This window comes from Pseudarthrobacter phenanthrenivorans Sphe3, assembly GCF_000189535.1.
GTDB lineage: Bacteria > Actinomycetota > Actinomycetes > Actinomycetales > Micrococcaceae > Arthrobacter > Arthrobacter phenanthrenivorans.
The window spans coordinates 1,973,008-1,998,701 of the sequence record NC_015145.1 but is presented as its reverse complement, the minus strand read 5'-3'; the positions used below and the strand labels follow the sequence as shown (position 1 = coordinate 1,998,701).

Annotated in this window: 28 protein-coding genes; 16 read left to right on the top strand and 12 right to left on the bottom strand. The window is 65.7% G+C overall.

Going from position 1 to position 25,694, the window contains the following annotated elements:
- Positions 1–33 precede the first annotated feature (33 nt).
- Positions 34–1,590, bottom strand: a complete 1,557-nt coding sequence (locus tag ASPHE3_RS09170; RefSeq protein ID WP_041652058.1) for a circularly permuted type 2 ATP-grasp protein — start codon at positions 1,588–1,590, stop codon at positions 34–36.
- A gap of 113 nt (positions 1,591–1,703) precedes the next feature.
- Between ASPHE3_RS09170 and ASPHE3_RS09165 the strand changes: the two genes are divergently transcribed.
- Positions 1,704–2,759, top strand: a complete 1,056-nt coding sequence (locus ASPHE3_RS09165) for a YeiH family protein (RefSeq protein ID WP_013600943.1) — start codon at positions 1,704–1,706, stop codon at positions 2,757–2,759.
- Positions 2,760–2,792: 33 nt separating this feature from the next.
- Complete coding sequence (gene pepN, locus ASPHE3_RS09160; RefSeq protein WP_013600942.1) at positions 2,793–5,426, top strand: aminopeptidase N; 2,634 nt, start codon at positions 2,793–2,795, stop codon at positions 5,424–5,426.
- Positions 5,427–5,443: 17 nt separating this feature from the next.
- Here the strand turns inward: pepN and ASPHE3_RS09155 are convergent, their stop codons facing one another.
- The 6 genes from ASPHE3_RS09155 to ASPHE3_RS09130 form a co-directional block, all read right to left on the bottom strand.
- Positions 5,444–6,535, bottom strand: coding sequence for a lipoate--protein ligase family protein (locus ASPHE3_RS09155; RefSeq protein WP_013600941.1), 1,092 nt, complete (start codon positions 6,533–6,535; stop codon positions 5,444–5,446).
- A gap of 109 nt (positions 6,536–6,644) precedes the next feature.
- Complete coding sequence (locus tag ASPHE3_RS09150) at positions 6,645–6,902, bottom strand: type B 50S ribosomal protein L31 (protein ID WP_009358283.1); 258 nt, start codon at positions 6,900–6,902, stop codon at positions 6,645–6,647.
- A 143-nt stretch (positions 6,903–7,045) separates the two neighbouring features.
- The gene (locus tag ASPHE3_RS09145; protein ID WP_013600940.1) at positions 7,046–7,855 is read right to left on the bottom strand and encodes a TrmH family RNA methyltransferase; all 810 of its coding nucleotides are present in this window, start codon (positions 7,853–7,855) and stop codon (positions 7,046–7,048) included.
- 7 nt (positions 7,856–7,862) lie between these two features.
- A complete protein-coding gene (locus tag ASPHE3_RS09140) occupies positions 7,863–8,648 on the bottom strand; it encodes a sulfite exporter TauE/SafE family protein (protein WP_041652056.1) in 786 nt (261 codons plus the stop codon).
- A gap of 17 nt (positions 8,649–8,665) precedes the next feature.
- Entirely contained in the window at positions 8,666–9,451 is a 786-nt protein-coding gene (locus ASPHE3_RS09135; RefSeq protein ID WP_041652055.1) for an ABC transporter ATP-binding protein, read from the bottom strand.
- A gap of 68 nt (positions 9,452–9,519) precedes the next feature.
- The gene (locus ASPHE3_RS09130; protein WP_013600937.1) at positions 9,520–10,209 is read right to left on the bottom strand and encodes an LmeA family phospholipid-binding protein; all 690 of its coding nucleotides are present in this window, start codon (positions 10,207–10,209) and stop codon (positions 9,520–9,522) included.
- A gap of 84 nt (positions 10,210–10,293) precedes the next feature.
- Between ASPHE3_RS09130 and serB the strand changes: the two genes are divergently transcribed.
- Entirely contained in the window at positions 10,294–11,187 is an 894-nt protein-coding gene (gene serB / locus ASPHE3_RS09125; protein ID WP_013600936.1) for a phosphoserine phosphatase SerB, read from the top strand.
- 90 nt (positions 11,188–11,277) lie between these two features.
- Here the strand turns inward: serB and ASPHE3_RS09120 are convergent, their stop codons facing one another.
- Together ASPHE3_RS09120 and ASPHE3_RS09115 are read right to left on the bottom strand one after the other, a co-directional pair.
- The gene (locus ASPHE3_RS09120) at positions 11,278–12,042 is read right to left on the bottom strand and encodes an SDR family oxidoreductase (RefSeq protein ID WP_013600935.1); all 765 of its coding nucleotides are present in this window, start codon (positions 12,040–12,042) and stop codon (positions 11,278–11,280) included.
- A gap of 126 nt (positions 12,043–12,168) precedes the next feature.
- Complete coding sequence (locus ASPHE3_RS09115) at positions 12,169–12,894, bottom strand: beta-ketoacyl-ACP reductase (protein ID WP_013600934.1); 726 nt, start codon at positions 12,892–12,894, stop codon at positions 12,169–12,171.
- Positions 12,895–13,047: 153 nt separating this feature from the next.
- On the opposite strand from ASPHE3_RS09115, the gene ASPHE3_RS09110 reads away from it, so the two are divergent.
- Genes ASPHE3_RS09110 through ASPHE3_RS09095 form a run of 4 tightly spaced genes read left to right on the top strand, consistent with a single transcriptional unit; the run spans position 13,048 to position 15,101 of the window.
- Positions 13,048–13,482 carry a DUF3099 domain-containing protein gene (locus ASPHE3_RS09110; protein WP_013600933.1) on the top strand — a complete coding sequence of 145 codons (435 nt, stop codon included), beginning with the start codon at positions 13,048–13,050 and terminating at the stop codon, positions 13,480–13,482.
- Positions 13,479–13,745 carry a hypothetical protein gene (locus ASPHE3_RS09105; RefSeq protein WP_013600932.1) on the top strand — a complete coding sequence of 89 codons (267 nt, stop codon included), beginning with the start codon at positions 13,479–13,481 and terminating at the stop codon, positions 13,743–13,745. The genes ASPHE3_RS09110 and ASPHE3_RS09105 overlap by 4 nt, the downstream gene beginning before the upstream one ends.
- The gene (locus ASPHE3_RS09100; protein WP_013600931.1) at positions 13,746–14,621 is read left to right on the top strand and encodes an SURF1 family cytochrome oxidase biogenesis protein; all 876 of its coding nucleotides are present in this window, start codon (positions 13,746–13,748) and stop codon (positions 14,619–14,621) included.
- A gap of 3 nt (positions 14,622–14,624) precedes the next feature.
- Positions 14,625–15,101: a YbaK/EbsC family protein gene (locus ASPHE3_RS09095; RefSeq protein ID WP_013600930.1), complete on the top strand. Its 477-nt coding sequence runs from the start codon at positions 14,625–14,627 to the stop codon at positions 15,099–15,101.
- On the opposite strand, the gene ASPHE3_RS09090 is transcribed toward ASPHE3_RS09095, so the two are convergent.
- A complete protein-coding gene (locus ASPHE3_RS09090) occupies positions 15,098–16,696 on the bottom strand; it encodes an ABC-F family ATP-binding cassette domain-containing protein (RefSeq protein WP_013600929.1) in 1,599 nt (532 codons plus the stop codon). The genes ASPHE3_RS09095 and ASPHE3_RS09090 overlap by 4 nt on opposite strands.
- 153 nt (positions 16,697–16,849) lie before the next feature.
- Between ASPHE3_RS09090 and ASPHE3_RS09085 the strand changes: the two genes are divergently transcribed.
- The gene (locus ASPHE3_RS09085) at positions 16,850–17,617 is read left to right on the top strand and encodes a nucleoside/nucleotide kinase family protein (RefSeq protein WP_013600928.1); all 768 of its coding nucleotides are present in this window, start codon (positions 16,850–16,852) and stop codon (positions 17,615–17,617) included.
- A gap of 81 nt (positions 17,618–17,698) precedes the next feature.
- Complete coding sequence (locus tag ASPHE3_RS09080) at positions 17,699–18,634, top strand: LD-carboxypeptidase (protein WP_013600927.1); 936 nt, start codon at positions 17,699–17,701, stop codon at positions 18,632–18,634.
- Positions 18,635–18,673: 39 nt separating this feature from the next.
- Here ASPHE3_RS09080 and ASPHE3_RS09075 read toward each other — a convergent pair whose 3' ends face one another.
- Positions 18,674–19,012, bottom strand: a complete 339-nt coding sequence (locus ASPHE3_RS09075) for a YciI family protein (protein ID WP_013600926.1) — start codon at positions 19,010–19,012, stop codon at positions 18,674–18,676.
- A gap of 233 nt (positions 19,013–19,245) precedes the next feature.
- Between ASPHE3_RS09075 and ASPHE3_RS09070 the strand changes: the two genes are divergently transcribed.
- The 4 genes from ASPHE3_RS09070 (at position 19,246) to ASPHE3_RS09055 (ending at position 22,567) form a co-directional block, all read left to right on the top strand.
- Positions 19,246–19,683, top strand: coding sequence for a hypothetical protein (locus tag ASPHE3_RS09070; protein ID WP_013600925.1), 438 nt, complete (start codon positions 19,246–19,248; stop codon positions 19,681–19,683).
- Between the two features lie 75 nt (positions 19,684–19,758).
- On the top strand, positions 19,759–20,340 hold the full coding sequence (locus ASPHE3_RS22030; RefSeq protein ID WP_148258091.1) for a hypothetical protein: 582 nt from the start codon (positions 19,759–19,761) through the stop codon (positions 20,338–20,340).
- Positions 20,341–20,416: 76 nt separating this feature from the next.
- On the top strand, positions 20,417–21,586 hold the full coding sequence (locus ASPHE3_RS09060) for a hypothetical protein (RefSeq protein ID WP_254363022.1): 1,170 nt from the start codon (positions 20,417–20,419) through the stop codon (positions 21,584–21,586).
- Between the two features lie 495 nt (positions 21,587–22,081).
- On the top strand, positions 22,082–22,567 hold the full coding sequence (locus ASPHE3_RS09055) for a VOC family protein (RefSeq protein ID WP_013600922.1): 486 nt from the start codon (positions 22,082–22,084) through the stop codon (positions 22,565–22,567).
- Positions 22,568–22,595: 28 nt separating this feature from the next.
- On the opposite strand, the gene ASPHE3_RS09050 is transcribed toward ASPHE3_RS09055, so the two are convergent.
- Positions 22,596–23,492: an SAM-dependent methyltransferase gene (locus ASPHE3_RS09050; RefSeq protein WP_013600921.1), complete on the bottom strand. Its 897-nt coding sequence runs from the start codon at positions 23,490–23,492 to the stop codon at positions 22,596–22,598.
- A gap of 200 nt (positions 23,493–23,692) precedes the next feature.
- On the opposite strand from ASPHE3_RS09050, the gene ASPHE3_RS09045 reads away from it, so the two are divergent.
- The 3 genes from ASPHE3_RS09045 to ASPHE3_RS09035 are packed head-to-tail and all read left to right on the top strand — an operon-like array spanning position 23,693 to position 25,692.
- Positions 23,693–24,337 carry a biotin transporter BioY gene (locus ASPHE3_RS09045; protein ID WP_013600920.1) on the top strand — a complete coding sequence of 215 codons (645 nt, stop codon included), beginning with the start codon at positions 23,693–23,695 and terminating at the stop codon, positions 24,335–24,337.
- 9 nt (positions 24,338–24,346) lie between these two features.
- The gene (locus ASPHE3_RS09040; RefSeq protein WP_013600919.1) at positions 24,347–25,072 is read left to right on the top strand and encodes an energy-coupling factor ABC transporter ATP-binding protein; all 726 of its coding nucleotides are present in this window, start codon (positions 24,347–24,349) and stop codon (positions 25,070–25,072) included.
- Positions 25,069–25,692 carry an energy-coupling factor transporter transmembrane component T family protein gene (locus tag ASPHE3_RS09035; RefSeq protein WP_013600918.1) on the top strand — a complete coding sequence of 208 codons (624 nt, stop codon included), beginning with the start codon at positions 25,069–25,071 and terminating at the stop codon, positions 25,690–25,692. The genes ASPHE3_RS09040 and ASPHE3_RS09035 overlap by 4 nt, the downstream gene beginning before the upstream one ends.
- Positions 25,693–25,694 lie beyond the last annotated feature (2 nt).

Genomic DNA, 25,694 nt, shown 5'->3' with positions numbered 1-25,694 from the left:
CTGGAATGGATTCTGGCCGGAGGGCACTCCGGCTCACTGCTGCTGCTCCGACTGGCGGTCGCGCCAGTTGCTCTCGACTGGCCACACGGAGACGCGTTCGCGAAGGGAAATTGAGGGCCGGGGCACCGTTTCCACCGGCATCTGCGGGGAATCTGCCAGGACCCAGGTGTCCTTGGAGCCGCCGCCCTGGCTGGAGTTCACGATCAGCGAGCCCTCCTTCAGTGCCACGCGCGTCAACCCGCCCGGAAGCACCCAGACGTTGTCGCCGTCGTTCACCGCGAAGGGGCGCAGATCCACGTGGCGGGGTCCGAATTTGTCGCCGCTCAGCGTGGGCACGGTGGAGAGCTGGAGCACCGGCTGGGCGATCCAGCCGCGGGGATCGGCGATGACCCGCTGGCGCAGGGCGTCCAGTTCGTCTTTGGAAGCATCGGGGCCGATCACCAGGCCCTTGCCGCCGGAACCGTCCACCGGCTTGACCACAAGTTCGGAGAGGTTGTCCAGGGTGTATTCCCGGGCTTCCTTCTCCTCCAGGCGGTAGGTGTCCACATTGGCGATGATGGGCTCCTCGCTGAGGTAGTACCGGATCAGGTCAGGAACGTAACTGTAGACGAGTTTGTCGTCAGCTACGCCGTTGCCCACGGCGTTGGCAATGGTCACCCCGCCGGCCCGTGCGGCATTGACCAGTCCGGGGCAGCCCAGCATGGAATCGGCGCGGAACTGCAGCGGGTCCAGGAAGTCGTCGTCGATTCGCTTGTAGATGACATCCACGCGCTGCTCACCCGCGGTGGTGCGCATGTACACGCGGTTCCCGCGGCAGATGAGGTCGCGGCCCTCCACCAGCTCTACGCCCATCAGGCCTGCCAGCAGGGTGTGCTCGAAGTAGGCGCTGTTGAACACGCCGGGTGTAAGGACGACGACGGTGGGATCGTCCACGCCGGCGGGTGCGGTCTTGCGCAGGGCTGAGAGGAGCCGGCGGGGGTACTCCTCCACCGGCCGGATGAGCTGCTGGCCGAAGGCCTCCGGCAGGCCCTTTGCCATGGCTCGGCGGTTTTCCAGGACGTAGCTCACACCGGAGGGGACGCGGACGTTGTCCTCGAGCACCCGGAAGGTACCGGCAGCATCGCGAACCACGTCGATGCCGGAAATGTGCACCCGGACGCCGCCGGCCGGCTCGAAGCCGTGGACCTGGCGGTGGAAGTGCGCACTGGTGGTCACCAGCTGGCGCGGGATCACGCCGTCGGACACTACCGTCATTTTGTCGTACACATCATTCAGGAACGCTTCGAGGGCGCGTACGCGCTGGGCCACGCCCCGTTCCAGCACATCCCACTCCGCTGCCGGAATGACGCGGGGAACGATGTCCAGCGGAAAGGGACGCTCCTCGCCCGCAAAGTCGAAGGTCACACCGCGGTCCAGGAAGGTGCGGGCCATGGAGTCTGCGCGCGCGCTGACATCGGCAAGGGAAAGCTTGCGCAGGGCGTCCGCCACCTGCCCGTACGAGTCCCGGGCCTGCTGCCCGGGGGCAAACATCTCGTCGTAGGCTCCGGTCCGGCCGGCGGCCACGGAGTAATCCTGGAATAGGTCTGACATGTCCACAAGCCAACCATCTTTTTGTTTCGAATTCATTACTGCCATCCATTCTGGCGTGTTGGCGGGAGCAGTCCTATTCGTGCATTCCGCGCCTTATCCGGCACAGTAGGTGAGTGCCCTTCAGCAGAACCTTCGCCAGCCGCGGCCCGGGCTTTCCCGGACGTGCCGGAAGGCTGTTCCCCGGGCTTGTCTCCGCTGCTGCGGCCCTTGCCGCCGCGTTCCTGGTCCACCGACTGGTACCGGCCCTCCCCGCGATGACCCTCGCAGTGGTCCTGGGGGTCCTGGCGGCGAATTTGCCCGTTACAGGCGTCTACACCGCCGGCAGGGCCCGGCCGGGGCTGGATTTCGCGGGGAAGCACCTGATGCGCGGCGGGATTGTCCTGCTGGGCCTCAAGGTGAGCGTCATGGACGTGCTGGGACTGGGCTGGACCGCACTTGTCCTGATCTCCGCCGTGGTGGCGGCCAGTTTCGCCGGGACGTATGCGATCTCACGGCTTTTCCGCCTGTCCCCGGTGACCTCGCTCCTGGTGGCCACCGGGTTCTCGATTTGCGGCGCGTCCGCCATTGGGGCCATGGCCGCCGTCCGCAGGATCCGGCACGTGGACACGGTCCTGCCGGTGGCGCTCGTGACGCTGTGCGGCACCTTGGCGATCGGGGTCCTGCCCCTGCTGGTCCATCCCCTCCAGCTCAGCGGGCCGGTGTTCGGCGCCTGGACGGGCGCCTCGGTGCACGACGTCGGCCAGGTGGTGGCCACGGCACAAACGGCAGGAACCGCGGCGCTGGGCATCGCCGTCGTGGTTAAGCTCACCCGGGTGCTGCTCCTGGCGCCCGTGGCAGCCGTGGCGGGGGCGCACCACCGTTTCTCAGCGCAACCGGCCGCCAACGGCGAGGGCGGCAGCGCAAAGCTGCCACCGGTGGTGCCGCTGTTCGTCCTGGGCTTCGTGGCCATGGTGGGCCTGCGTTCCACCGGCTGGCTGGGGACCGGCTGGCTCGAGGCAGGGGCAGCGCTGCAGGACATCCTGCTGGGGGCGGCCCTGTTCGGGCTGGGCTCCGCCGTCCGGATCCGGACGCTGCTGCACACCGGCGGACGGGCGCTCCTGGCGGCACTGGCATCCTGGCTCCTGATCGCCGTACTGGGCCTGGCGGCGGCCCTGCTGATCGCCGCGTGATGTTGGCCACCAACCCCATGATTAGATAGCTGGGTGTCACATGAGAATCTGCAGCGCGATGAAGCCGCCGAACGTTCAGCCCTGATCCGCACCACCAGCTACGACGTCTCCCTGGACGTGCGTCAGGCAGCGGACGCGGACGTGGCAGGTTATCCGACCCGCAGCATCATCACCTTCACGGCGGACCCGGGCAGCTCCACCTTCCTGGATTTCATCGGTGAGGTCCACAGCGTGCTCCTCAACGGCAAGGGGCTCCGCGTGGAGGACGTGGTGGACGGCGGCAGGATCCGGCTGGAGAACCTGCAGGCGGAGAACCAGGTGACGGTGAACGGGACTGCGTTGTACAGCCGGTCCGGCGAGGGCATGCACCGGTTCGTCGACCCCGCGGACGGCCAGTGCTACCTGTACACGCAGTACGAGCCGGCGGATGCCCGCCGCGTGTTCGCCAATTTCGAGCAGCCCGACCTGAAGGCTGTGTACACCTTCCATGTGATGGCTCCCGCGCACTGGCAGGTTGCCTCCAACGGGGCCGAAACCGGACGAACCGTGCTCGCCAGCGATCCCGCCACCGCCTGCTGGGACTTCGCCACAACAGATCCAATGTCCACCTACATCACGACCGTCCTGGCCGGGCCGTACTTCAAGGCGGAGGACCGCTGGCAGGCAACGCTCGACGACGGCACCTCCCTGGACGTCCCACTGGCCCTGTACTGCCGGGCGTCCATGGCGGAGTCCTTCGACACCGGAGAGCTGTTCACACTGACAAAGAAGGGCCTCGACTTCTTCAACCGGCTCTTCGACTACCCCTACCCCTGGGGTAAGTACGACCAGGCGTTCGTGCCCGAATACAACCTCGGCGCCATGGAGAACCCCGGCCTGGTGACGTTCACGGAGAGCTACGTCTTCACCTCCCGGGCCACCGACGCCCAGTACCAGGGGCGCGCCAACACGCTCATGCACGAGATGGCGCACATGTGGTTCGGCGACCTGGTGACCATGCAGTGGTGGGATGACCTGTGGCTTAAGGAATCCTTCGCCGACTACATGGGCACCCTGGGCGTGGACCGGGCAACGGACTGGGACACGGCGTGGGTGAACTTCGCCAACAAGCGCAAGGCCTGGGCCTACGTCCAGGACCAGCTGCCAACCACCCATCCCATCGTGGCGGACATCCCGGACCTTGAAGCGGCCAAGCAGAACTTCGACGGCATCACCTATGCCAAGGGCGCGTCAGTCCTGAAGCAGCTGGTGGCCTACGTGGGGTTCGAGGCGTTCATCGCGGGCTCCCGCGCATACTTCCGCAAGCACGCCTACGGCAACACGTCCCTTGGCGACCTGCTGGCGGCTCTGAGTGCTTCCTCCGGCCGGGACCTGGCCGGCTGGGCGCAGCAGTGGCTGCAGACCTCCGGGATCTCCACCCTGTCCCTGGACTTCGCGCCGCGTGGGGCCGCGGTGGACGACGGCATCCTGGGCGGGGTGGCGGTGGTCCAGGAGGCAACGGACCCGGTCACCGGACGTGGGGAACTGCGCCCGCACCGCCTGCGTGTGGGTTCCTACGACTTCGACGCCGCTGGCGCCCTGGTCCGGACCGGGAGCATCGAAACCGATGTGGCCGGGGCGCGCACGGACCTGCCGCAGCTTTCCGGGCAGCCCCGCCCTGCGCTCCTGCTGGTGAACGACGACGACCTCACCTACGCCAAGGTCCGCCTGGACCCGGCGTCCGATGCCACCGTCCGGGCCTCCCTGGACCGGATCATCGATCCCATGGCCAGGGCCCTCTGCTGGACGGCGCTGTGGAACTCGGCCCGGGACGGCGAGAGCCCGGCAGCCAGCTACGTCGATGCCGTGGCCGCGTTCGGACCGGCAGAAACGGGCATCGGAGTCCTGCTGAACATCCTTGACAACGCGACGACCGCCGTCGAACGCTACACCCCGGCGGCCGGACGTGCTGCCGTGCGGTCGTCCTTCCTCGCAACCGCAGCTGCAGAAGTGGACCGGGCCAGGCCCGGCTCGGACCAGCAGCTTGCCTGGGCCCGTACCCTGGCCACGCTGAGCAGGCATGACGATGCCATGCTGTCCCTCTTGCGCGGGCTCTTGGACGGGACAGCAACGGTGCCGGGCCTGGCGGTGGACGCCGAACTGCGCTGGCACCTCTGGCATGCCCTGGCAGCCAACGGCCAGGCAACGGCCGAAGAACTGGATGCCGAACTGGCCCGCGACAACACCGCTTCCGGGCGCGCCGGCCACGCCACGGCGCTTGCCGCGCGTCCCGAGCCGGAGGTCAAGGCAGCGGCCTGGAACGCAGCAGTGCACGGCAACAAGCTCTCCAACCAGCTGCTCAGCGCCACCATCAGCGGCTTCACCACGGCGCCAGCGCACCTGCTGGACCCCTATGTGGACCCGTACTTTGAGTGCTTGCGCGGCGTGTGGGAGGGCCGCAGCATCGAGATCGCCAGCCGCATTGTCCGCGGCCTCTACCCCCTGGCCCAGGACCTTCCTGAGGGCACACAACCCGCGGACCACCCGGTGGTCCGGCGGACCGACGCCTGGCTCGAAGCCAATACCGACGCACCCCGCGCCCTCCGCCGGATCATCGTGGAGCAGCGCAGCCACCTGCTGAGGGCGCTCACAGCCCAGGCCGCCGTCGTCAGTTCACCCGCCCACTAAGCTCTTCCGGCCCCTGCTCAGGGGACGCGGTGGAGCCACTCAGCTGTGCCGAACTTGCTGCCCACGCGCTGCCGGGCGGCGGCGAGCTCTGCATCCGTCAGCCGGGACCGGGTAGCTCCGTAGCGTTCACTGAAGACGTCGGCCATCGCCGCGATGATCGCTGTGCGGGCAAGCCCGGTCTGGCGCCGCAGCGGGTCCACCCGCTTCTTGGCGCTGCGGGTCCCCTTGTCGGAGAGCTTTTCCTTGCCGATGCGCAGGACCTCCACCATCTTCTCGGCGTCGATGTCGTAGCTCATGGTCACGTGGTGCAGCATGCCGCCGTTGGCCAGCCGCTTCTGCGCCGCGCCGCCGATTTTGCCCTGGTCCGTGGCGATGTCGTTCAGCGGCACGTAGAAGGCATTGATCCCCAGCTTTTCCAGGGCAGACATGACCCAGGAATCCAGGAAAGGGTAGGAGTCGGCGAAGCTGATGCCATCCACCAGGGTCTGCGGCAGGTACAGGGAGTAGGTGATGCAGTTGCCCGCTTCCATGAACATCGCTCCCCCGCCGCTGATCCGACGGACCACGGTGATGCCGTGCTTCGCCACGCCGTGCGGGTCCACCTCGTTGCGGACGGACTGGAAGCTGCCGATGACCACCGACGGTTCCTGCCAGTCCCAGAAGCGGAGCGTGGGGTTCCGGCGGCCCGCGCCCACCTCCTCGGTCAGCACCTCATCCAGGGCCACATTGATCTCCGTGGGCAGGACGGTGGGAGGGATGACATGCCAGTCGTGGTCCATCCAGGATGTCGCCTTGGCCAGGGCCCGGCGGACGGCGATGGCCACGGCGTCGGCAGAGAAGCCAAAAAGGACTGCGCCTTCCGGCAGGGAAGCCGTGACGGCGGCGGCAAGTTCAGCCGCCGTCGTCGTTTCCGGCAGCCCCGTCAGAGCGCTATTGATCCCAAGGAGGGCCTCGTCCGGCTCAAGGAAGAAGTCGCCGCTGACGCTCACGTTGGCCAGCCGGCCGTCCATAACGTCCAGGTCCACCACCACCAGTTTGCCGCCGGGGACTTTGTATTCGCCATGGCGGCGGGAGGAGGAGGCAGGGGCTGGGACGGGGCCGGCAGTCATGTGTCCATCCTGCCCCAGAAATGCAGCCCGATGCGAAGCGGGGCCCTGAACGCGAAAAGCCCGCACCATTGCCGGTGCGGGCTTTCCCTTGAAGCTTGGGGAGAAGTGGTTACTTCTTGCCGCCGAAGCCCTTGAAGCGAGCGTTGAAGCGCTCGACGCGGCCTGCGGAGTCCATGATGCGCTGCTTGCCCGTGTAGAACGGGTGGGACTCGGAGGAGATTTCGACGTCGATGACCGGGTAGGTGTTGCCGTCTTCCCACTCGATGGTCTTCGAGGAGGAAACGGTGGACTTGGTCAGGAACTTGACGCCGGAAGCCAGGTCGTTGAAAACAACAGCTTCGTACTTCGGGTGGATATCAGACTTCATAATGGGACCTTTTGTTCACGCAACTGGATTTTGCCAGCTGCCAGGTATGAATGGGATGGCCGCGTTCCGCGCCGGAAAGCGCAGGACGGCCAGCTATCAATCATAGCGGATGTCCAGGGCGCCCGCGAACCTGCTGCGGCCCCCTAATCCCGGGCGCGCAGCTCCCAGAACGCCACGGCCGAGGCTGCTGCCACGTTGAGCGAATCAACGCCGTTCCGCATGGGAATCTTGACGGCGAGGTCGACGGCGGCGAGCGTCTCTGCGCTCATGCCGGCCCCCTCGGTGCCGAGCACCAGCGCGAGCTTTTCGGGGTTCTGGGCTGCGACGGCGTCCACGTCCCGGGCATCCGCGGTCAGCTCCAGGGCGGCGACGGTGAAGCCGTGCTCCTTCAGCAGGTACAGGTCCTGCGGCCAGCTGGAAAGCCGGGCCCATGGAACTTGGAAAACCGTGCCCATGCTGACCCGCACGCTCCGCCGGTACAGCGGATCACCGCAGCGGGGGGACACGAGGACGGCGTCGATATCCAGGGCGGCCGCGGAGCGGAAGATGGCGCCCACGTTCGTGTGGTCCACGATGTCCTCCAGGACGGCCACCCTGCGCGCCCCAGCCAGCAGATCCGGCAGCGGAACCGGCGCCGGGCGCTGCATGGCGGCCATGGCGCCGCGGTGCAGGTGGAATCCGGTGATCTCCTCCAGGAGGGCCGCGCTGCCAATGAAGGCAGGCACGTCAGGGTAGGCGCCAAGGACGTCCTGCAGGTCATCGAGCCACTTCTCCGCCAGGAAGAACGACCGGGGCTGGTGCCCGGCGGCCAGGGCGCGGCGCAGCACACGGGATGACTCGGCAATGTACATGCCTTCGGCGGGCTCGCGGAGCTTGCGCAGGTGGACGTCCGTGAGCTGCGTGTAATCGGACACGCGCGGATCTGCCGCGGATTCGAGGTAGTGGATTGTCACCGGGTGATTATTGCAGCAGATCGGTGATCATGACTCCCAGCGCAACGAGCCCCAGGACCAGGATGACGCCCCGGAGCACTGTGGGCGGGAGCTTCCGGCCCACTTTGGCGCCAAGGATCCCGCCGACGCTTGAGCTGATGGCGATGAGCAGCACCACGAGCCAGTTGATCCGATCGAAGGCGAACAGCATGTAGGATACGGCGGCCACGAGATTCACGCCCAGCACCAGGATGTTCTTCATGGCGTTGGCGTTCTGGATGGTGCCGGTGAGGAAAATGCCCAGGATGCCCACCAGCAGGATCCCCTGGGCAGCCACGAAGTAGCCGCCATACACGCCGGCAAGGTAGACCAGCACCACCAGCAGGATGCCGTGCCTCTTGTCCCGCACGGCGTGCTCCGGGTTCTCCTCGCGGGTGCGCACCCAGGTTTGCAGCCGGGGCTGGAAGACCACCATCAGCAGGGCCAGGACGATCAGGACGGGCGCAACATAGTGGAACACCTCTTCGGGGAGGTGCAGGAGCAGCCACGCACCGGAGATGCCGCCCAGGAGCGAGGCCGGCAGGAGCCGCATCAGCTGCCGGCCGCGGCCCTTCAGTTCCCTGCGGTACCCGAAGGCTCCGGCGGCGCCGCCTGCCACCAGGCCCATGGCGTTGCTCATCGAGGCCACCACGGGCGTGATGCCCAGGGCAATAAGCACGGGGAACGTCACCAGGGTGCCGGAGCCTACCACGGCGTTGATCATGCCGGCCCAGAGGCCGGCAACGGACACAAAAGTGCTGCTGAGAAGGTCCAAGGTGCTGCGCTGCCGCCTTAGCGGCGGGCGACGGCGGTGTACCGGCCGCCGTTGACGGTCACCTCCAGGTCAAGACCAAAAGTCTCGCTCAGGTTTTCGGCGCTCAGCACCTCGGTGATGGGGCCGGCGGCCACCACGCCGCCGTCGCGCAGCAGCATGGCGTGCGTGAAGCCGGGCGGGACCTCCTCGAGGTGGTGCGTCACCAGCACCATGGCAGGTGCAGCCTCGTCGCTGGCCAGCTCACCGAGCTTGTGGACAAGTTCCTCGCGGCCGCCCAGGTCCAGTCCTGCTGCCGGTTCATCCAGCAGCAGCAGCTCGGGATCGGTCATCAGGGCGCGGGCGATCTGGACGCGCTTGCGCTCCCCCTCTGACAGGGTGGCAAAGGTCCGGTTAAGAAGCGGCCCCATCCCCCAGTCATTGAGGAGGCGGAAAGCCCGGCGCTCGTCGTCGCGCTCGTACCCCTCGCGCCAGCGGCCGGTGACACCATAGGCGGCGGTGACCACCACGTTGAGGACCTTCTCGTGTTCAGGAATCTGGGTAGCCAGCGCTGCAGAGGAAAGCCCAATGCGGGGGCGCAGTTCAAAGACGTCCGTGCGCCCGAGGGTTTCATCAAGGATGCCGGCTTTTCCGCTGCTGGGATGCAGGCGGGCGGCAGCGATCTGCAGAAGTGTTGTCTTGCCGGCGCCGTTGGGGCCGAGGATCACCCAGCGTTCGCCTTCATTGACTTCCCAGTCAACCTTGTCCAGCAGGGTCTTTTTACCTCGGACAACGCTGACGGAAGCCAATTCCAGAACATCACTCATAGGAGTAGAGACTAGGACAAAAGAGAGGCTGACTGATAACCGGTGCCCCGGGCGGACAGCACGTGAAGTTACCGGACGAGCTTGACGTCCTCGCCCCGGAGGCTGGCCCGGAAACCGTTGCCTTGAACGGCGACGTCCTGAAGCACGAGTCCTTCGGGCAGGCCCTCAATGTCATGCTCTATGGTTACGAGCCCCCGCACGATGGACCCGGTGGCGTCGGACAGGAAATCCGGCCCGCCGAAGTCGATCGAGCGTGGCTCGACCACGAGCCTGCCGGCCACAACCTCGACCGTGCCGGTGGCAATCACCTGAAGTTCACGCCCCAGCGCTTCGACGGTGCGGATCACCAGCGCCTGGCCGTCGTCCGCGGCGCGGACCTCGGTCCCTTCGCCAAGCTCGGCGGCGACAACATCGAAGGGGACGGTCGCATCCACGGCGAGCCGGGAAGCGACCGGCCCCTCCGGCCCCGCCGTCACGTCCTGCCCCACAACGCGGACGTCGCGGAGCGCCGAGCCCGCGGCTATCACGGTCCCGGCATCCAGCGAAAGGTCGGCCAGCCACACCTCGTCCTCGCGCAGGCCGGCAGGAGGCACCGCGCCCGGCATACGTTCGATACCCCCGGCCGGCGGCGGTACAGGTCCTGCCTCCCCCGCGCCCGGTTCGCTCGCTGCCCAGAGCAGGACCACAGCCGCAAACCCCAGGACGAGGAGCATTCCAATTGCACCGATCAGCCAGTCCTTCGCGCGCGTCCACTCCATCGGGACAGTCTGTCATTGTGCAGGCGGTTTGCCGCGGCGCAATCAAATTCAAGGGATTCCTCCCCGCTGACTAAGATTGCAGGCATGACTTCGAACGTGACTGCGGTCAGCTATGGGCCAAATCTGACTCCAACCGGGCTGGAGCAGCTCCGTTCCGTCCTCGCCGGGCAGGGCGCGACGATACTGTCCGAAACAACCTCGGGCGACGACCGGTACCAGGTCCACGCAGCCGAACTCGTGCTTCCGGATGCCACGATCGCCGGACTCGCGGCCCTCCGGCATGCGGTGGCGGAGGCTGCCACCCACGGCTTTGACACCGCGTTGGTTCCCGCCGGACTCCGCTCGGCCGAACGCAAGCTCCTGATCACGGACGTGGATTCCACCCTGATCCAGCAGGAAGTGATCGAACTCCTGGCCGCCTACGCCGGAAAGCGTGAGGAGGTTGCGGCGGTCACCGAAGCCGCCATGCGCGGGGAACTGGACTTCACCCAAAGCCTCCACGCCCGCGTGGCCGTGCTCGCCGGGCTGCCGGCCGCCGTCGTCCACTCCGTCCGCGAGGAAGTGAAGCTAAGCCTCGGAGCCGCCGAGCTGGTGGCGGCATTCAAGGCCGCCGGCCATGTGGTGGCAGTGGTGTCGGGCGGGTTCAACCAAATCCTGGCACCGATCGCTAATGAGCTTGGCCTGGACTACTGGCAGGCCAACGAACTGGAAATTGTGGACGGCGCGCTGACGGGCAAGGTCCTGGGCGCGGTGGTGGACCGGGCCGCCAAGGAAAAGTACCTGCGCGAGTGGGCGGCAGCCGAAGGCATCGCCCTGGAACACACCGTGGCCGTAGGCGACGGCGCCAACGACCTGGACATGCTCGGCGCAGCGGGAATCGGCGTCGCGTTCAACGCGAAGCCTGCCGTCCGCGCCGTGGCTGATGCCGCCATCAACATGCCCTACCTCGACGCCGTACGCCACATCGCCGGCGTCTGACACTCCCTTTAACCGCGAGATGGCGGTTCACAGCAATGTCCGAAAGGAACATCGCCGCGAACCGCCATCCCGCGTAGGGCGTCGCAAAACCTAGCTTGCGGGCTGGTCAGCGCCCTTGCCGAAATAGTCGGCACCGCCGGCGTATTCGGTGTGGCCGGATTCGACGTCGGCCGTGACCATGCCGGCCACAACCTCCGCGAACTCTTCCACGGAGTACAGCTTCCCGGCCTCCGCGCGGCGGGCCTCGATGGCGCCGGGGGTGGAGCGGTCAAGGAGTGTTGCGGTGACGGTGCCCTCGATCATGTCGCCGGACACTACAACCAGGGTGATGCCCTTCTCCGCCAGGGACGGGATGAGGTCGCGCAGGGCGTCCTCCCCGGCACGCTTGCTGCGGGCAACCGGCTCGTAGGCCTCCATGGTGGGCACGGTGTTGATGAAGTGGGCCTGGTGGCTGGTCACGAACACCACGCGGGAGCCTTCCTTCATCAGGGGCACGGCCGCGTTGAGCATGTTGACCTGGGCGTCGCGGTTCAGCTTGAGCGCGTAGTCCTCGCCCATGCCGGTTTCCATCCCGCCCGAGGCGTTCAGCACCAGGATGTCCAGTGAGCCGAAGTTTTCCATGGCAGCGGAGGCCAGGGCCTGCACGCCTTCCTGGGTGGTGAGGTCGGCGCCCACCGCCACGGCGCGGCCGCCCGCGGCTTCGATCCCCTGCACCACCTTGTTGGCGCGCGGCGCCTTCTGGCGGTAGTTGACTACGACGGCGGCACCCTGGCCGGCGAGAATCTTGGCCACTTCAGCGCCGATGCCGCGTGATGATCCGGTCACGATGGCGGTCTTGTTGTCCAGCAGTCCCATACGAGCTCCCTTTGTTCGAAACGTCTAAATCGCTGATGGTCTGCAGTCCATCATGCCAGCGGGCCCCGGCGATTCCCTTGTCCAAGTCCCACAAAGAAGCACCCGGCGCCTAGTTTGCCGGAAAGGTCAGTGGCCCATGCCCAGGCCGCCGTCAACGGGGATGACCGCTCCCGAGATGTACGCAGCCTCGTCGCTGGCAACCCAGCGGACCACGTTGGCAACCTCGGATGCTTCGGCAAATCGCCCGGCCGGGATGCTGGACAGGTAGTCCTTCTGGGTGGACTCAGGCAGCTCGGCAGTCATGTCCGTGTTGATGAAGCCCGGGGCAACGACGTTCGCCGTGATGCCGCGGGAGCCCAGTTCGCGGGTCAGGGACCGGGCGATGCCCACCAGGCCTGCCTTGGACGCCGAGTAGTTGATCTGGCCAGGCGCCCCGTAGAGGCCGGACACCGAGGAGATCAGGACCACGCGGCCCTTGCGGAGCCGGATCATGCCCTTGGAAGCACGCTTGATGACGCGGAACGCGCCGGTGAGGTTGGTGTCGATGACGGAGGTGAAGTCATCCTCGCTCATGCGCAGCAGCAGGGTGTCCTTGGTGATGCCGGCGTTGGCCACCAGGACTTCCACGGGACCGTGGGCAGCTTCCACTTCCTTGAACGCGGCGTCCACGGAAGCCTCGTCCGTGACGTCGGCTTTGACTCCCAGGATCCCTTCCGGCAGCTTTGCTTCGCTCCGGTACGTCACTGCCACCTTGTCGCCGTTGGCCAGGAACGCTTCGGCAATGGCCAGGCCGATGCCGCGGTTGCCGCCGGTAATAAGGACGCTGCGGGGGGCGGTGGCTGCTTCAGTCATGTAAAGGCTCCGGGTTTCTGCGGCGCAGGCGGCCGCGGTAGAAGAGGGGTGATTTGGCTGAGTTCGATCTTAGCGCCAGCACCGGGCCGGGTTTGGGCGCCACTGCCGATGGTGAGAGAATTGACGTAAGCCTTTGGAGCGTGATCAATCACCGTGACCCTTGAAAACCATGCGGGACAGTCCGCGCCTGAAGAACCCGGCCGGTTCTCCAGCGATCCGGAGGTCCACAGCATCACGGACGCCGCCGGAGCGCATTCCGAGGACATGCGCCAGCGCATGATCAAGTACGCGCTGGCCATGGGAATCCGCATGGTGTGCCTGGTCCTGATTTTCGTGGTGGACGGCTGGTTCAAGATCATCGCCGTGGCGGGAGCGGTGTTCCTCCCGTGGATCGCCGTGGTGATCGCCAACGGCAATGACAAAGCTGAAGGGCACAGCGACCTGCTCCTGGATTCCGCGCCGCTGCCGGAGCTGGAGAGCCCGCCGGCCCCTTCTCCGGAGGATGGGCACGGCAGCGAGGTCCTGCAGGGCGAACTGATTGATGAAGACGACGACACAACATCCGGCCAGGAGCGGAAGGCATCATGAGCATCTTTGACTTCGCAGCGGGGACTGATCCCGCAGCCGAGGCTGCCGCCATCTGCTCGCGCAAAGCCTGCCGGTCACAGGCGTCGTGGCAGCTGCTCTGGAACAACCCGAAGATCCACTCCCCCGAGCGCCGCAAAACCTGGCTGGCCTGTGCCGACCACCGGGACTGGCTGGAGGACTACCTGCAGACCAGGGGCCTCTGGAAGGAAACCCTGCCGCTGGACCGCTACCTCGCGTCCGGTGCCCTGGAGCAGGACAACTGAATGTACCGTTTCCTCTTCTCCAGCAAGTGGCTGGGCTATCTCCTGCTGGCCGCGATCTTTGCTTCCGCGTGCGTGTTCCTGGGCCGCTGGCAGATGGACCGCCGCGCCGAGACGCTGGCGGAAATCAACCGCGTGGTCACCAACTACTCAGCCAGCCCTGTTCCGTTTGCCGAAGCCCGGGAGCAGTTCAACCGGCTGGACCCGGCCATGGAGTGGACGCAGGTGGAACTGAAGGGCTCCTACGTGACGGACGGGCAGCGCGTTGTCCGGAACCGCCCCCTGAATGGGCAGCCCGGGTACGAGGTGGTTGTCCCGTTCCGGCTCACCACGGGCGAAACCGTGGTGATCGACCGCGGGTGGCTGCCCATCGGCAACAACAACCCCGGCAGTCCCGATTCGGTGCCGCAACCTCCTTCTGGCGACGTCACCGCCGTCGTGCGTTTGAAGCATCCGGAACCTGAATTGCAGCGCGGCGCGCCGGAAGGGCAGCTGGCCTCCATCGACCTCGACGCGTACTCCGCAGAGCTGGGCTACCCGCTGCTGACCGGCGCCTACGGCCAGCTCGCTTCCGAGACGCCGCCCGCGGCGGAGATGCCATTTCCTTTCCCGAAGCCCTCCACCGAGGAGGGGACGCACTTGTCGTACTCGCTGCAGTGGTTTGCCTTCGGCGTGCTGATGTTTGTGGGCTTTGGCTACGCCGCCCGGCAGCAGGCCCGCAATGCCGCCATTGATGCCGAGGACGACGACGGGGCCCCCGGGGGTGCGCCGCGCACGGCAGCCGGGGCACCGCGCCGTCGTCCTTCCCCTTCCCGCAAGCCCAGGAAGGCGACGGCGGAGGAAGAGGAAGACGCCCTCCTGGATGCGCAGGGCTACTAGGGCATGGCGGAGCACGACGGCGGGCCGGTGGCCCGTGTGCGGTCAGCGCTGGTTGCTGCGGGTTTGGGTGACACCGTCCGCACCTTCCCGGCCGGCGTACCCACTGCCGTGGCGGCGGCTGAGGCATTGGCCTGTGATGTTGCAGCCATCACCAACAGCCTCGTCTTTGAGCTGAACGGCGGGCCCCTGCTGATCCTCGCAAGCGGCGCCGCCCGGGTGGACACCAAGCTGGTGGAAGGCCACCTCGGCGAAGGGCGGATCCGCAGGGCCTCCCCCGACTTCGTCCTGCATCACACCGGCCAAGCCGTTGGCGGGGTCGCCCCGGTGGGGCACCCGAACGGGATCAGGACGCTGCTGGATGACTCGCTCCAGGCGCAGGAACTCCTGTGGGCCGGAGCCGGCGACCATTACTCCATGTTCAGCATCACCTATGAGGATTTGCGCAGGATCACAGCCGCCCGTGAACTGACCGTTCGCTAAGCCAGCGTGATCAGGTCCAGGTAGTCCTCGTTCCAGTGGTCCTCGACGCCGTCCGGGAGCAGGACGACACGCTCCGGGTTGAGCGCCTCGACGGCGCCCTCGTCGTGGCTGACCAGGACGACGGCGCCCGTGTAGTTGCGCAGTGCGCCCAGGATCTCAGCGCGGCTGGCCGGGTCCAGGTTGTTGGTGGGCTCATCAAGGAGCAGGACATTGGCGCTGGAGGCCACGATGGTAGCCAGGGCAAGGCGGGTCTTCTCACCGCCGGAGAGGACGCCGGCGGGCTTGTCCACGTCGTCGCCGGAGAACAGGAACGAGCCCAGTATGCCGCGGACCTCCGCGTCCTTCATGTCGGGGGCCGCGGAGCGCATGTTCTCCAGCACGGTCCTGTCCACATCAAGGGTTTCGTGCTCCTGGGCGTAGTAGCCCACCTTCAGGCCGTGGCCGGGAATGATGTCGCCCGTGTCAGGCTGGTCCACGCCGGCGAGCATCCTCAGGAGCGTGGTCTTGCCGGCACCGTTCAGGCCAAGGATGACAACTTTCGAGCCACGGTCGATCGCAAGGTCCACGTCCGTGAAGATCTCCAGCGAACCGTAGGACTTGCTGAGCCCTTCTGCGGTGAGCGGGGTCTTGCCGCATGGTGACGGATCCGGGAACCGCAGCGCTGCCACCCGGTCCTGCTCGCGGACAGCCTCGAGTCCGCTCAGCAGGCGCTCGGCGCGCTTGGCCATGTTCTGGGCAGCGACTGCCTTGGTGGCCTTGGCGCGCATCTTGTTGGCCTGGTCCATCAGGACCTGGGCCTTCTTCTCGGCGTTGGCGCGTTCACGCTTGCGGGCGCGCTCATCGGTTTCGCGCTGCGTGAGGTAGCGCTTCCAGTCCATGTTGTAGAAGTCGATCTGTGCGCGGTTGGCGTCGAGCAGGAACACCTTGTTGACGGTGGCTTCGAGCAGTTCGGTGTCGTGGCTGATCACGATCAGGCCGCCCTGGTGGTTTTTCAGGAAGTCACGCAGCCAGGCGATGGAGTCGGCGTCGAGGTGGTTGGTGGGCTCATCGAGGAGCATGGTCTCGGCGTCCGAGTACAGGATGCGGGCCAGTTCCACGCGGCGACGCTGTCCGCCGGAGAGGGTCTTGAGCGGCTGGTTCAGCAGGCGGTCCGGGAGCGCCAGGTTGGAGCAGATGGCCGCGGCTTCCGCCTCGGCGGCGTAACCGCCGGCTGCCAGGAACTCGGATTCAAGCCGGTCGTAACGGTTCATCGCCTTGCGCTGGACCGCCGCATCCTCGCTGGCCATTTCCTCGTGGGCCACCCGGAGTTTTCCGACGGCGATGTCCAGGCCGCGGACGGACAGGATCCGGTCCCGTGCGAGCTGCTCCATGTCCGGGGTGCGGGGATCCTGGGGCAGGTAGCCGATTTCGCCGCTGCGGGTCACCTTGCCCGCGGCAGGCAGTCCTTCACCGGCCAGAACCCTGGTGAGAGTAGTCTTCCCGGCGCCGTTGCGGCCCACCAGGCCGATCTTGTCTCCCTTGTCGATGCGGAAACTCACCTGGTCCATCAGGAGCCGGGCGCCGGCACGCAGTTCGAGATCCTGGACAGTAATCACAGCAGGTAAAGCCTTTCACAGCAGGGAGGTGCCGCAACCCGGGACGTCTATGGGGGGCGTGGGCGGCAATGGCCGCAGAAACGGCCCTCTCAAGTCTACCGTCCAAGGCCTCCTTCCCGAACCGCAGTGCATCCGGGTGGCAGTATTGGCGGGATGGGCAGAACGATTCAGGACCGCCGGGCACGACTGCTGGAGCTTCTTGCGGCTGACATACCCGCCGGCTCCGGAGGACGCACGCTTGTTGCAGTTGACGGGGTGGACGGCAGCGGAAAGTCGACTTTTGCCGCCGGCTTGGCGGCAGCGGTCCGCGGCCGGCCGGTCGTCCTCATCCACGCCGATGACTTCCTGAATCTGCGCGCGGTCAGGCACCGGCGGGGGCGGCAGTCCCCGGAGGGGTTCTGGCTGGATACCTATGACTACGGGAGCCTCCTGGACTACGCGCTCCTGCCTCTGGGCCGGGGCGGCAGCGGACTGTACCGTCCGGCAGCAACGGACTACGGCACCGACCGCTATGTGGAAGTGCCGGCAGTGCAGTCGGCGGCTGACGCCCTGGTGATCGTCGAGGGCATGTTCCTTCACCGGGATGAGCTGGTGGCTGTATGGGACTACTCGGTCTTCCTCGATGTCCCCTTCGCGGAGACTGCCCGCCGGATGCACAAGCGGGATGGCACGAATCCGGATCCGGAACACCCCTCCATGGCCCGCTATGTTGGAGGCCAGCGGCTCTACTTCGAAGCGGCCCAGCCCTGGCGGCGTGCCAGCCGCGTGGTCGACAACAGCAATCCCATAAAGCCCCGCGTCATGGCGGCCGAAGATGTGGGGCGGCGCCTCCGAGTCCATGCTCCGGCGGAAGGTGAATGCGGTGTACCCGTGCTTGAATTGCACGATGCAGAGACGGGGACGCGTGACGCAAGCACCTAAGCTTCGGCGGGGCGACCGGGTGGCTGTTCTGTCGCCATCGTTCGCGGCTCCGGGCTTTGCCCTGGGATTCATGAGCAGGCCATGACGCGCCTGGCCTCGGTGACGGGTCTGGTGCCTGTGGAATTTCCAACAACCCGCCAACTCGGTGCAACCGCCGAAGAGCGTGCGGCCGACCTCAACACCGCCTTTGCCGACCCAACCATCCGGGCGGTCCTTGCCACCATTGGCGGTGATGACCAGATCACGGTCACTCACCGCCTGGACGCCGGACTGGTTCGCGCTGCCCCGAAGATCTTCGTTGGCTACAGCGACAATACGCATCTTCTGAATTGGCTTTGGCTGCAAGGGGTTGCAGGCTTCTACGGTGGTTCCACCCAGGTGCACCTGGGTCCCGGTCCCGGCATTGATGCCGTCCACCGCGCTTCCCTGCACGCAGCGCTGCTGACCGGCGGCGAACTCAGCATCACCGATCCTGGCGAATCCGAGGATTTCGGAAGGGACTGGCGTGACCCACGAGCCCTAACGGAGTTCGGGGAACGGGAGCCCACGGAGCCGTGGACCTGGGCGGGGCCGGCGAGGCGCGTGTCGGGGTCCACCTGGGGTGGGTGCCTGGAGGTTCTGGACGAGCTTGCGCTCGCAGACCGGCTGCCACCAGTGGAAGACCTGGCAGGTTGCATCCTGCTGCTGGAAACAAGCGAGCTGCTCCCGCCTGCGGACTGGGTGAGGAGGTGGGTCCGCTCAATGGGAGAGCGTGGCATCCTCGGCGCGGTCCACGGAGTCCTCGTCGCGAGGCCGCCCAGCAGCAACTTCGAATCCCGGCCGGACGCCGAAGAACGCTCCCGTCTCCGGGCAGCCCAGCGTGACGCCGTCATCCAGGAGGTCACACGCTACAACCCTGAGGCCGTCGTCTGCGTCGGGGTGCCCTTCGGCCACACCCGTCCGCAGTGGATCCTGCCCTACGGCGGGCACCTCACAATAGATGGGTCAGCCCGGACAATAAGCGCCCAATATGGCTGAACATCCAGCGAAGTGGCTTGCGTCCCCCGGCGGGGCGAACTAGCTCGCGGGGTCGTACATGAACTCCCGGAGCTCCTGCGGGCAGCGGCAGGCCGCCGCGATCTTCCCCGCCCATTCAACAGCCTCCTGACGCGTCGGCAGCTCCAGCACGGTGAACCCGCCATTGAGTTCGGAACCCGGATAGATCTCGGAGCTGACTGCCCCGTCTGCAGAAACCAGCAGAGGGTCGACTTCCTCGTTGATTCCACCACCGAACACGTACACCCCGGCAGCCTTGGCCTCCTCAATCACGGCGTGGGATTCGGCGACGACAACCGGAAACTCTTCCTCGGTGACCACCATGGCCTTGCTGGGAAAGGAGATGAGATATTTGGTCATAGCTCGATGGTGCCATGCTGGCCGTGGGACTGCACCGGTTCCGACGGCCGAACAGGCTCGGCGGTTTCTCACGGACTAGTGAAACTTCACCCCAGGCTCTGTTGTGTGCCGCAACCCGACTCCAGGCACGCTGACCCGGAAGTAAGCTGTGCCGAGATAGCAGCGAAGCTGAGGACTACACTTGTAAACAGCCCGCGTGTGACCGGAGCGACCCTTACAGACAAGGAACGACTATGTTCGACATCCATAAGCGCGAGTACAAAGATCCACTCCTGGGGCTCAAGTACGTTGCTGACCCAGATCGTCTGGTTACGTTGCAAAGGGTAGCCGGGTTGGCACATCGCCCCGGGGCCGCCTTCAAAATGACTGTCGGGGAGGCAGTAATTCCCTTTGAAGTTACCGGTGACATGTTGACTGATCCGGAAACTGGGCAAGAGTTCATTCTCCGACGGTTTGAGTCTTTCGGGGCGAGCCCTACCGCAAAACTCTTGGGACAGATTGAGCCCTACGAGTTCCCTGATGAGGAGACAAGAGCAAGATTCCTCTTGCTTGCGGCAGAGGCGCTGATTGTCTTCGGTTGGAGCTACGACGGCTTCTCTCAAGACGAGGGATTCATCCGCGTAGATGTAGGCGGACGGACACTGACTCTCCGAGACATTGCCCGCCCTTGAAGCAAGGCGCGCCTACAGTTCGAGTTGAAGGGCCCTCGGCTCAGAGGGTCGGTTGTTGATGCGATCTAAGGTTGGATGATGGGGAACGAAAACGGACGCTCGGATCTCGACCACCACCAAGAGGATGCCAGTGAACCTGACTCAGTTGCCCGAATCAGGGCTGGCTCGGGCTGGCATGCCCGCCGCCATCTCTACCGCGGATGGACTCGAGAACAAACCATCGAACGAATGCAATCCGTCGCACCAGGGTTCCCACTCGAAGCCTATGAACGGGAACTCACCCGTGCGATGGAAATGGCAGAGGAAAACAGGCAAGACGGTCTCCGGCGGCGGCAATTGGAAATTGAGGAAGCCAAGAAACTAGATGTACTGAACGCCGTATTCGTCCTATACCTCCTCAATACGAGATACGGCAGCCACTACGTTGAGGATGGCTTGGGCTATATCGAGATACAGCATGAACTCGGCAGCACTTTCTCATCACGGGAGATCGAAACGGCCAAGCACAAAGCGGACGACGTTATCGAATACGCCTCGAACCTAGTGTGGCGCTCCTGGGACGGCCCCCACCTGCAAGAACTGCGGGCCAAGTTTTCCGAGTACAGCGACAACAACCTTTCAGCAGCTATCGGGCACGCGTACTGGCTCAACCGATAGCCAGTCCCGGTAAAGGATCCGTCACCGCACGCCCGCACAGTGGCAATCCTTATTAGAAAATCCATATGATGCCTCCGTGTCAGCAACAACTTCAGACGGTCCGCCACGCCCTCTGGCCGTCGGGGACGTGGTCGTCGGCCCCAACGACCTTCTCAGTGAGTGGGTCGCTGCGCAGATCACGGATATCGACCCCGATTGGAAGACGGTTGGGGTGTTGGAATTCGATTGGTCGGGTCCCGAACCGTTGACAACGGATGACTTGGGCGCAGTGGCTCCGCTCCGGCTCACCCACCATTCCTGGAAGGGGCGGTTGTCCCACGCGAACTGCGACTGGGTGCTCCCTCGGAGTTACCGAGTCCTCGGCAGGCTACCGCTGGTGCACAATCAGAGCTCGAACAGCTATACCAGCCGCTGGCGTCTAGGTGACCAACTTGCGCGGCAACGTGCGTGGGACCGGGGCGATCATGACTGGCAAGACCCAGGCGCGCTCGAACTCTCCCCTGCGGATCTTGAGCAGGCGCTGAACGACGGTGCGTCAGTTCAAAATGCGGTAAGCAGTCTCAAGGTGGCGGGTCTATCCGAAGTAGACGGCGCCCGGCTCACAGCCATCTTCCCCAACCTGATAAGTCTGACGCTCGATGGAAGCCTCGGGCAGTTCACGAATGCGGGCGAACTGAACCGGCTCCGCTCGCTCAAGAATCTCTTCATCTCCGAACTATTCGGCATGACGAAAGCAGACTGTTTGCTCCCTGGCGAAGTCCCCGATCTGGAGTACCTCGCCTTGGACAGCGTGCCTTCGGAGTACGCCCTTGCGATGCGGGCACGATGGCGCTCAGAGGTCTTCAACGGGACGAGCGTCACCATCTCGAAGGCACGTAAACCAGAGTGGGTGAAAGAGAATCTTGAGAACCCGCTTCGCGACTGGGACGGGCGCGAGCACATTTCCGCAGCCCGCTTCAAGAAAGCTGTCGAACAGTTTAAGAAGACGCGGCGCGAAGTTCTCGCGGTGGTCGGCCCGCAACAAGACGAGTCCACGTTAGCCCGTTTAACGGACCTTGGGCGCGAGTACGCGCTCGCGTTCAATCGTCTCGACGGGCGATCCCCGTTCATCGAAACGGAGGAGCGCGAGGAATTGTTCGCGGCACTCAACACGGTTTTGACGGACCTCGAACTGGCGTTGAGCCGTTCTCTTGTTGCCGAGAGATCGGCAATTCTCTCCGGAGTTGAAGGCGCGCGGGATTGGTAAATCCTGCAGTTTCCAAGCCCCCGTTTAGCGAGGGCAGGGCTATGGCGCTTGGCACAAACCTAGCCTGAAGGACAGCCCGGGCCGACGAGACGGGGTCCGGTAAAGCGTGGCTCGCCGCCCGCTCCAGGCTCCTGATTGGGGATCTCCTCACGGGACGGACGAACCCCGCCCTGCTACGTTGGCCGCGGCGGCGTGATACGTCGCGAACTTAGCGGAAGCGCTTGACCAGCCCAGCACGGCTCTAGGACGGCTGTTGATTTCCTCTGCAGCGAACAGGACATCTGCAGGTGCATGCTGCCGACTTGGAGTGCCCTTCTTTCATGAGCTGAACTTACAAGGGCTTCTTCTCAACCAAGCCCTCTGGGCCCACTTTCCGCGATCGGCGCGTCGAACTGCGCATGATCAAACACCTCTTTCAGCTAGGTGTTGCGACGTCCGTGAGATGCCGCCCTCCCATCACTGGAGCTGACCGGCCCCGGCTTGGTAGCTTCAAGCATGGCCATCAAACTTGAGAACGTCGGTATCGCCGTGCGCGACCTCGAAGCAGCAATTGCCTTCTTCACCGACCTCGGACTCGCGGTCATTGGCCGGGACACTGTCAGCGGCGAGTGGACGGACACCGCCGTCGGCCTGGACGGCAACCATGCCCGGATCGCGATGCTCCAGACCCCGGACGGCCATGGCCGCCTGGAACTCTTCGAATACATCCACCCCGCGGCGATCGAGACGGCTCCGACGCGTCCCAACGATGTCGGCATGCACCGCGTGGCTTTCTCGGTCGATGACATGGACAAAGCCCTTGAGGTGGCTGCGAAGCATGGATGCCGTCCACTGCGCGGTGTGGCCACCTACAGCGACGCCTACAAACTCACATACCTCCGGGGTCCCAGCGGAATCCTCGTGATGCTGGCCCAGAAACTGAGGGAAGACACCCCAACTGCTGACCCGCCGTCGCCCGGTCCCGGGGAGTTGCACCCCTGAAACCCTGCCCGGCTGCCGAAGTCCGGCTTTACCCGGAATGCAATTCACCCGACTTTTCAGCCCGGTCCTGGTTGCTGACCCGCCCACTCCCACTCGCCTTCGTGAGCGTAAATATCCCGTAGTGCATCGCACCGGTGCGGTAGGCCAGGATCAGGCGCGGAATGCTGAGGACGAAGACACGGTTGCGCGCGCGCAGGGCCAGGCGGCGCATCTCACGGTCGGTGAACAAGGCCTTCACGAGCCTGCCGGCGCAGATCATCCAGGTGCGGGCGACGCGGCGGCTGACATCCTCGTAGCCGGTGACCACGAAGCCCGCGGCTGTTGCCATCGCCTCGTACTCCTCGCGGGTGCCCATCGAGGGCAGGCGCCCTTCCCGGCAGATCGGCTCAAGCAGGTGGCGGACCTTCCACCCGCCAGCACCGCTCTCGGCGAGCCACGCGCAGATGACGAAGCTGCCGCCGGGCAACAGCACGCGGTGCGCCTCGGCGAAAAACCCGGGCTTGTCCACCATGTGCTCACTCGACTCGATCGCCCACGCGGCATCGACCGAGGCATCAGCCACGTCGTTGTCAAGCCAGTCGCGCACCCGGATGTCAACGTCCGGTACGGAATGCGCGGCCGCGAAGTGGGCCTGCTCAGCGGAAAGGGTGAAGCCGGTGACGCGAACCCCGCGTGTCGACGCGAGCCGCCTCGCGGTCGAGCCATAGCCGCAGCCGATGTCCACGCACGTCTCCCCAGGCGTAAGGCGCAACCTCTCCCCGACGGTATCGACCAGTGCCTCGACGGCCTCCCCGGGCGTCTCACGACCCGTCACCCATAACCCGTGATGGACATGATCACCCCACACCCGCCGATAAACCGGATCGAGCTCGTCGTAGTGATCCGCGACCGCAGCGGTGCTCTGGGAAATGTTGGGGACGATCACGCCATCACACTACAACGCCGGCCAGCAGCCCTGGCCTCCCGGATGACAGGTACCGCCCGGAAGGTTTTGAAGAGCAGTTGTGGCCAGCCCTCAGCAGCAGGAGCCCCCTTTAGTAGGCCCCCTACAAAATATGGGGTGTTCCGCGCCAGTAACGTCGGCAGTACATTAGATTCCGCTTGTACAACCCCGACAGGACCGCCATGAGCAACACCGATACTGCCGTCAAAAATACCCCTGCATCCGGGCGCCGCCGCTGGAACGCTACCGACCTTGGCCTGATCGCCGTGTTCGCCGCCCTCGTGGCGGGTGCCGCGTTGGTGCCCGGACTGGCCGTCAACGGCTTCGGTGTTCCCATTACATTCCAGACGCTGGCCGTGATGCTCACTGGCCTGGTGCTGGGCCCGGGAAGGGGCTTCGCCGCCGTCGCGCTCTATATCGTGCTGGGACTTGCAGGACTGCCCATCTTCAGCCAGGGCCGCAGCGGCCTGGGCATCCTTGCCGGCCCCTCGGCGGGCTACATCATCGCCTTCCCCATCGCTGCCGGCATCGTGGGGTGGCTGGCTACCGTGGTAATCCGCCGGACCGTCAAAGCCCGCGCACTGTGGTTCTTCATTTCCGCCGCAGTGACCAGCGCGTTGGTGGTGCACTCCCTGGGCATCGCCGGCATCGCCCTGAACACCAAGGCCACGCTTGAGCAGGCCTTCCTGAGCGACCTGGTCTTCTACCCCGGGGACATGGTCAAGAACATCCTCGCCGCCATCATCGCCGTCGCCCTCCACCGTGCCTTCCCGGACATCCTGGTCCGCCGCATCCGGCGCAGCACCGCCCAGCCTGCGAAGGCCTGAGGCGCCGCCATGCCCGCCGTCGTCTTTGACCAGGTAACAGTCGCCGTCGAAACGGACCATGCACCCGGACCGAAGGTCCTGCTCCGCGACGTCGGGCTCCGTCTGGAGGAGTCCCGCGTGGGCGTCATCGGCGCCAACGGCTCGGGCAAGTCCACACTGCTGCGCCTGGTCAACGGGCTGGTCCAGCCCAGCACAGGCAGCGTAACGGTCGACGGCGACAGCACAGTCCGTGCCGTCCGGAAAGTACGCCGGAACGTCGGCTTTGTCTTCACCGATCCCCTGTCCCAGCTGGTGATGCCGACCGGGCGGGAGGACGTGGAACTGTCCCTGCGCCGCTCGGTGAAGAACACCGCCGAGCGGCGCGCGGCAGCGGACGCGGCACTGGAGCGGCTGGGACTCCTGCACCTGGCGGACCAAAGCATCTACGAGCTGTCCGGCGGCGAGCGGCAGCTGATGGCCCTCGCCGCCGTCCTGGCGGTGAACCCCAAAGTCCTGGTGCTCGATGAACCCTCCACCCTGCTGGACCTCCGCAACCGGGAGCTCCTCCGGAGGACCCTGGCCGGGCTGGACCAGCAGATCATCATGTCCACCCACGACCTGGAGCTGGCCCTGGAAATGGACCGTGTGCTGGTGGTTGAGCAGGGACAGGTGGTGTTCGACGGAGAGCCGGCTGATGCCGTGGCGGCCTACCGTTCCCTTTGTCTGGACGGACTGCAGGCCGGGGAACCGCGATGAGGGGCCACGGCTTCCTCCTGGCCAACTACGTTCCCGGGAACTCCATAGTCCACCGGGCACCCCTGGGCTTGAAATTCCTTCTGGTCTTTGCCAGCGGCCTGGCCTCCTTCGTCATCGTGGACTGGCGCGTTTCTGTGGCGGTGCTCGCGGCACTGTGCGGCCTGTTCCTGCTCACCGGCGCCGGGGCGGGGAAACTCTGGGCGGCTGTCCGCCCCCTCGCCGCCGTCCTCCTGGTGATCGGGCTCTTCCAGTGGTGGCAGCTGGGCGCACCAACTGCAGCCCGGATCGTCGTAAACATCCTTGTCTGCGTGGTGGCGGCATCACTGCTGACCGCCACCACGCCCGTGCAGCAGCTCCTGGACGGCGTGGTCAAGGCGGCCACACCTTTTAAGAGACTCGGTGCCGACCCTGAACGGTTCGCCCTGACCATCGGCATCATGCTCCGCAGCATCCCCTACATCGCGGGAACCTTCGCCGACGTCCGGGATTCCGCCCGTGCACGGGGGCTGGAACGGAATCCCCGGGCGCTGATCCTGCCGGTGTTCATCACTTCAGTTGCCTTCGCCCGGCAAACAGGGGAAGCGCTCGCCGCCCGCGGGCTGGGCGAGCCGGACGACTGACC

Excerpts from the sequence above, each read along its gene's own strand:
- ASPHE3_RS09170 (WP_041652058.1), bottom strand. The coding sequence starts at position 1,590 with ATGTCAGACCTATTCCAGGATTACTCCGTGGCCGCCGGCCGGACCGGA.
- ASPHE3_RS09155 (WP_013600941.1), bottom strand. The coding sequence starts at position 6,535 with ATGACTGCCGGCCCCGTCCCAGCCCCTGCCTCCTCCTCCCGCCGCCAT.
- ASPHE3_RS09150 (WP_009358283.1), bottom strand. The coding sequence starts at position 6,902 with ATGAAGTCTGATATCCACCCGAAGTACGAAGCTGTTGTTTTCAACGAC.
- ASPHE3_RS09135 (WP_041652055.1), bottom strand. The coding sequence starts at position 9,451 with ATGAGTGATGTTCTGGAATTGGCTTCCGTCAGCGTTGTCCGAGGTAAA.
- ASPHE3_RS09130 (WP_013600937.1), bottom strand. The coding sequence starts at position 10,209 with ATGGAGTGGACGCGCGCGAAGGACTGGCTGATCGGTGCAATTGGAATG.
- serB (WP_013600936.1), top strand. The coding sequence starts at position 10,294 with ATGACTTCGAACGTGACTGCGGTCAGCTATGGGCCAAATCTGACTCCA.
- ASPHE3_RS09120 (WP_013600935.1), bottom strand. The coding sequence starts at position 12,042 with ATGGGACTGCTGGACAACAAGACCGCCATCGTGACCGGATCATCACGC.
- ASPHE3_RS09115 (WP_013600934.1), bottom strand. The coding sequence starts at position 12,894 with ATGACTGAAGCAGCCACCGCCCCCCGCAGCGTCCTTATTACCGGCGGC.
- ASPHE3_RS09105 (WP_013600932.1), top strand. The coding sequence starts at position 13,479 with ATGAGCATCTTTGACTTCGCAGCGGGGACTGATCCCGCAGCCGAGGCT.
- ASPHE3_RS09100 (WP_013600931.1), top strand. The coding sequence starts at position 13,746 with ATGTACCGTTTCCTCTTCTCCAGCAAGTGGCTGGGCTATCTCCTGCTG.
- ASPHE3_RS09095 (WP_013600930.1), top strand. The coding sequence starts at position 14,625 with ATGGCGGAGCACGACGGCGGGCCGGTGGCCCGTGTGCGGTCAGCGCTG.
- ASPHE3_RS09085 (WP_013600928.1), top strand. The coding sequence starts at position 16,850 with ATGGGCAGAACGATTCAGGACCGCCGGGCACGACTGCTGGAGCTTCTT.
- ASPHE3_RS09080 (WP_013600927.1), top strand. The coding sequence starts at position 17,699 with ATGACGCGCCTGGCCTCGGTGACGGGTCTGGTGCCTGTGGAATTTCCA.
- ASPHE3_RS09075 (WP_013600926.1), bottom strand. The coding sequence starts at position 19,012 with ATGACCAAATATCTCATCTCCTTTCCCAGCAAGGCCATGGTGGTCACC.
- ASPHE3_RS09070 (WP_013600925.1), top strand. The coding sequence starts at position 19,246 with ATGTTCGACATCCATAAGCGCGAGTACAAAGATCCACTCCTGGGGCTC.
- ASPHE3_RS22030 (WP_148258091.1), top strand. The coding sequence starts at position 19,759 with ATGATGGGGAACGAAAACGGACGCTCGGATCTCGACCACCACCAAGAG.
- ASPHE3_RS09055 (WP_013600922.1), top strand. The coding sequence starts at position 22,082 with ATGGCCATCAAACTTGAGAACGTCGGTATCGCCGTGCGCGACCTCGAA.
- ASPHE3_RS09045 (WP_013600920.1), top strand. The coding sequence starts at position 23,693 with ATGAGCAACACCGATACTGCCGTCAAAAATACCCCTGCATCCGGGCGC.
- ASPHE3_RS09040 (WP_013600919.1), top strand. The coding sequence starts at position 24,347 with ATGCCCGCCGTCGTCTTTGACCAGGTAACAGTCGCCGTCGAAACGGAC.
- ASPHE3_RS09035 (WP_013600918.1), top strand. The coding sequence starts at position 25,069 with ATGAGGGGCCACGGCTTCCTCCTGGCCAACTACGTTCCCGGGAACTCC.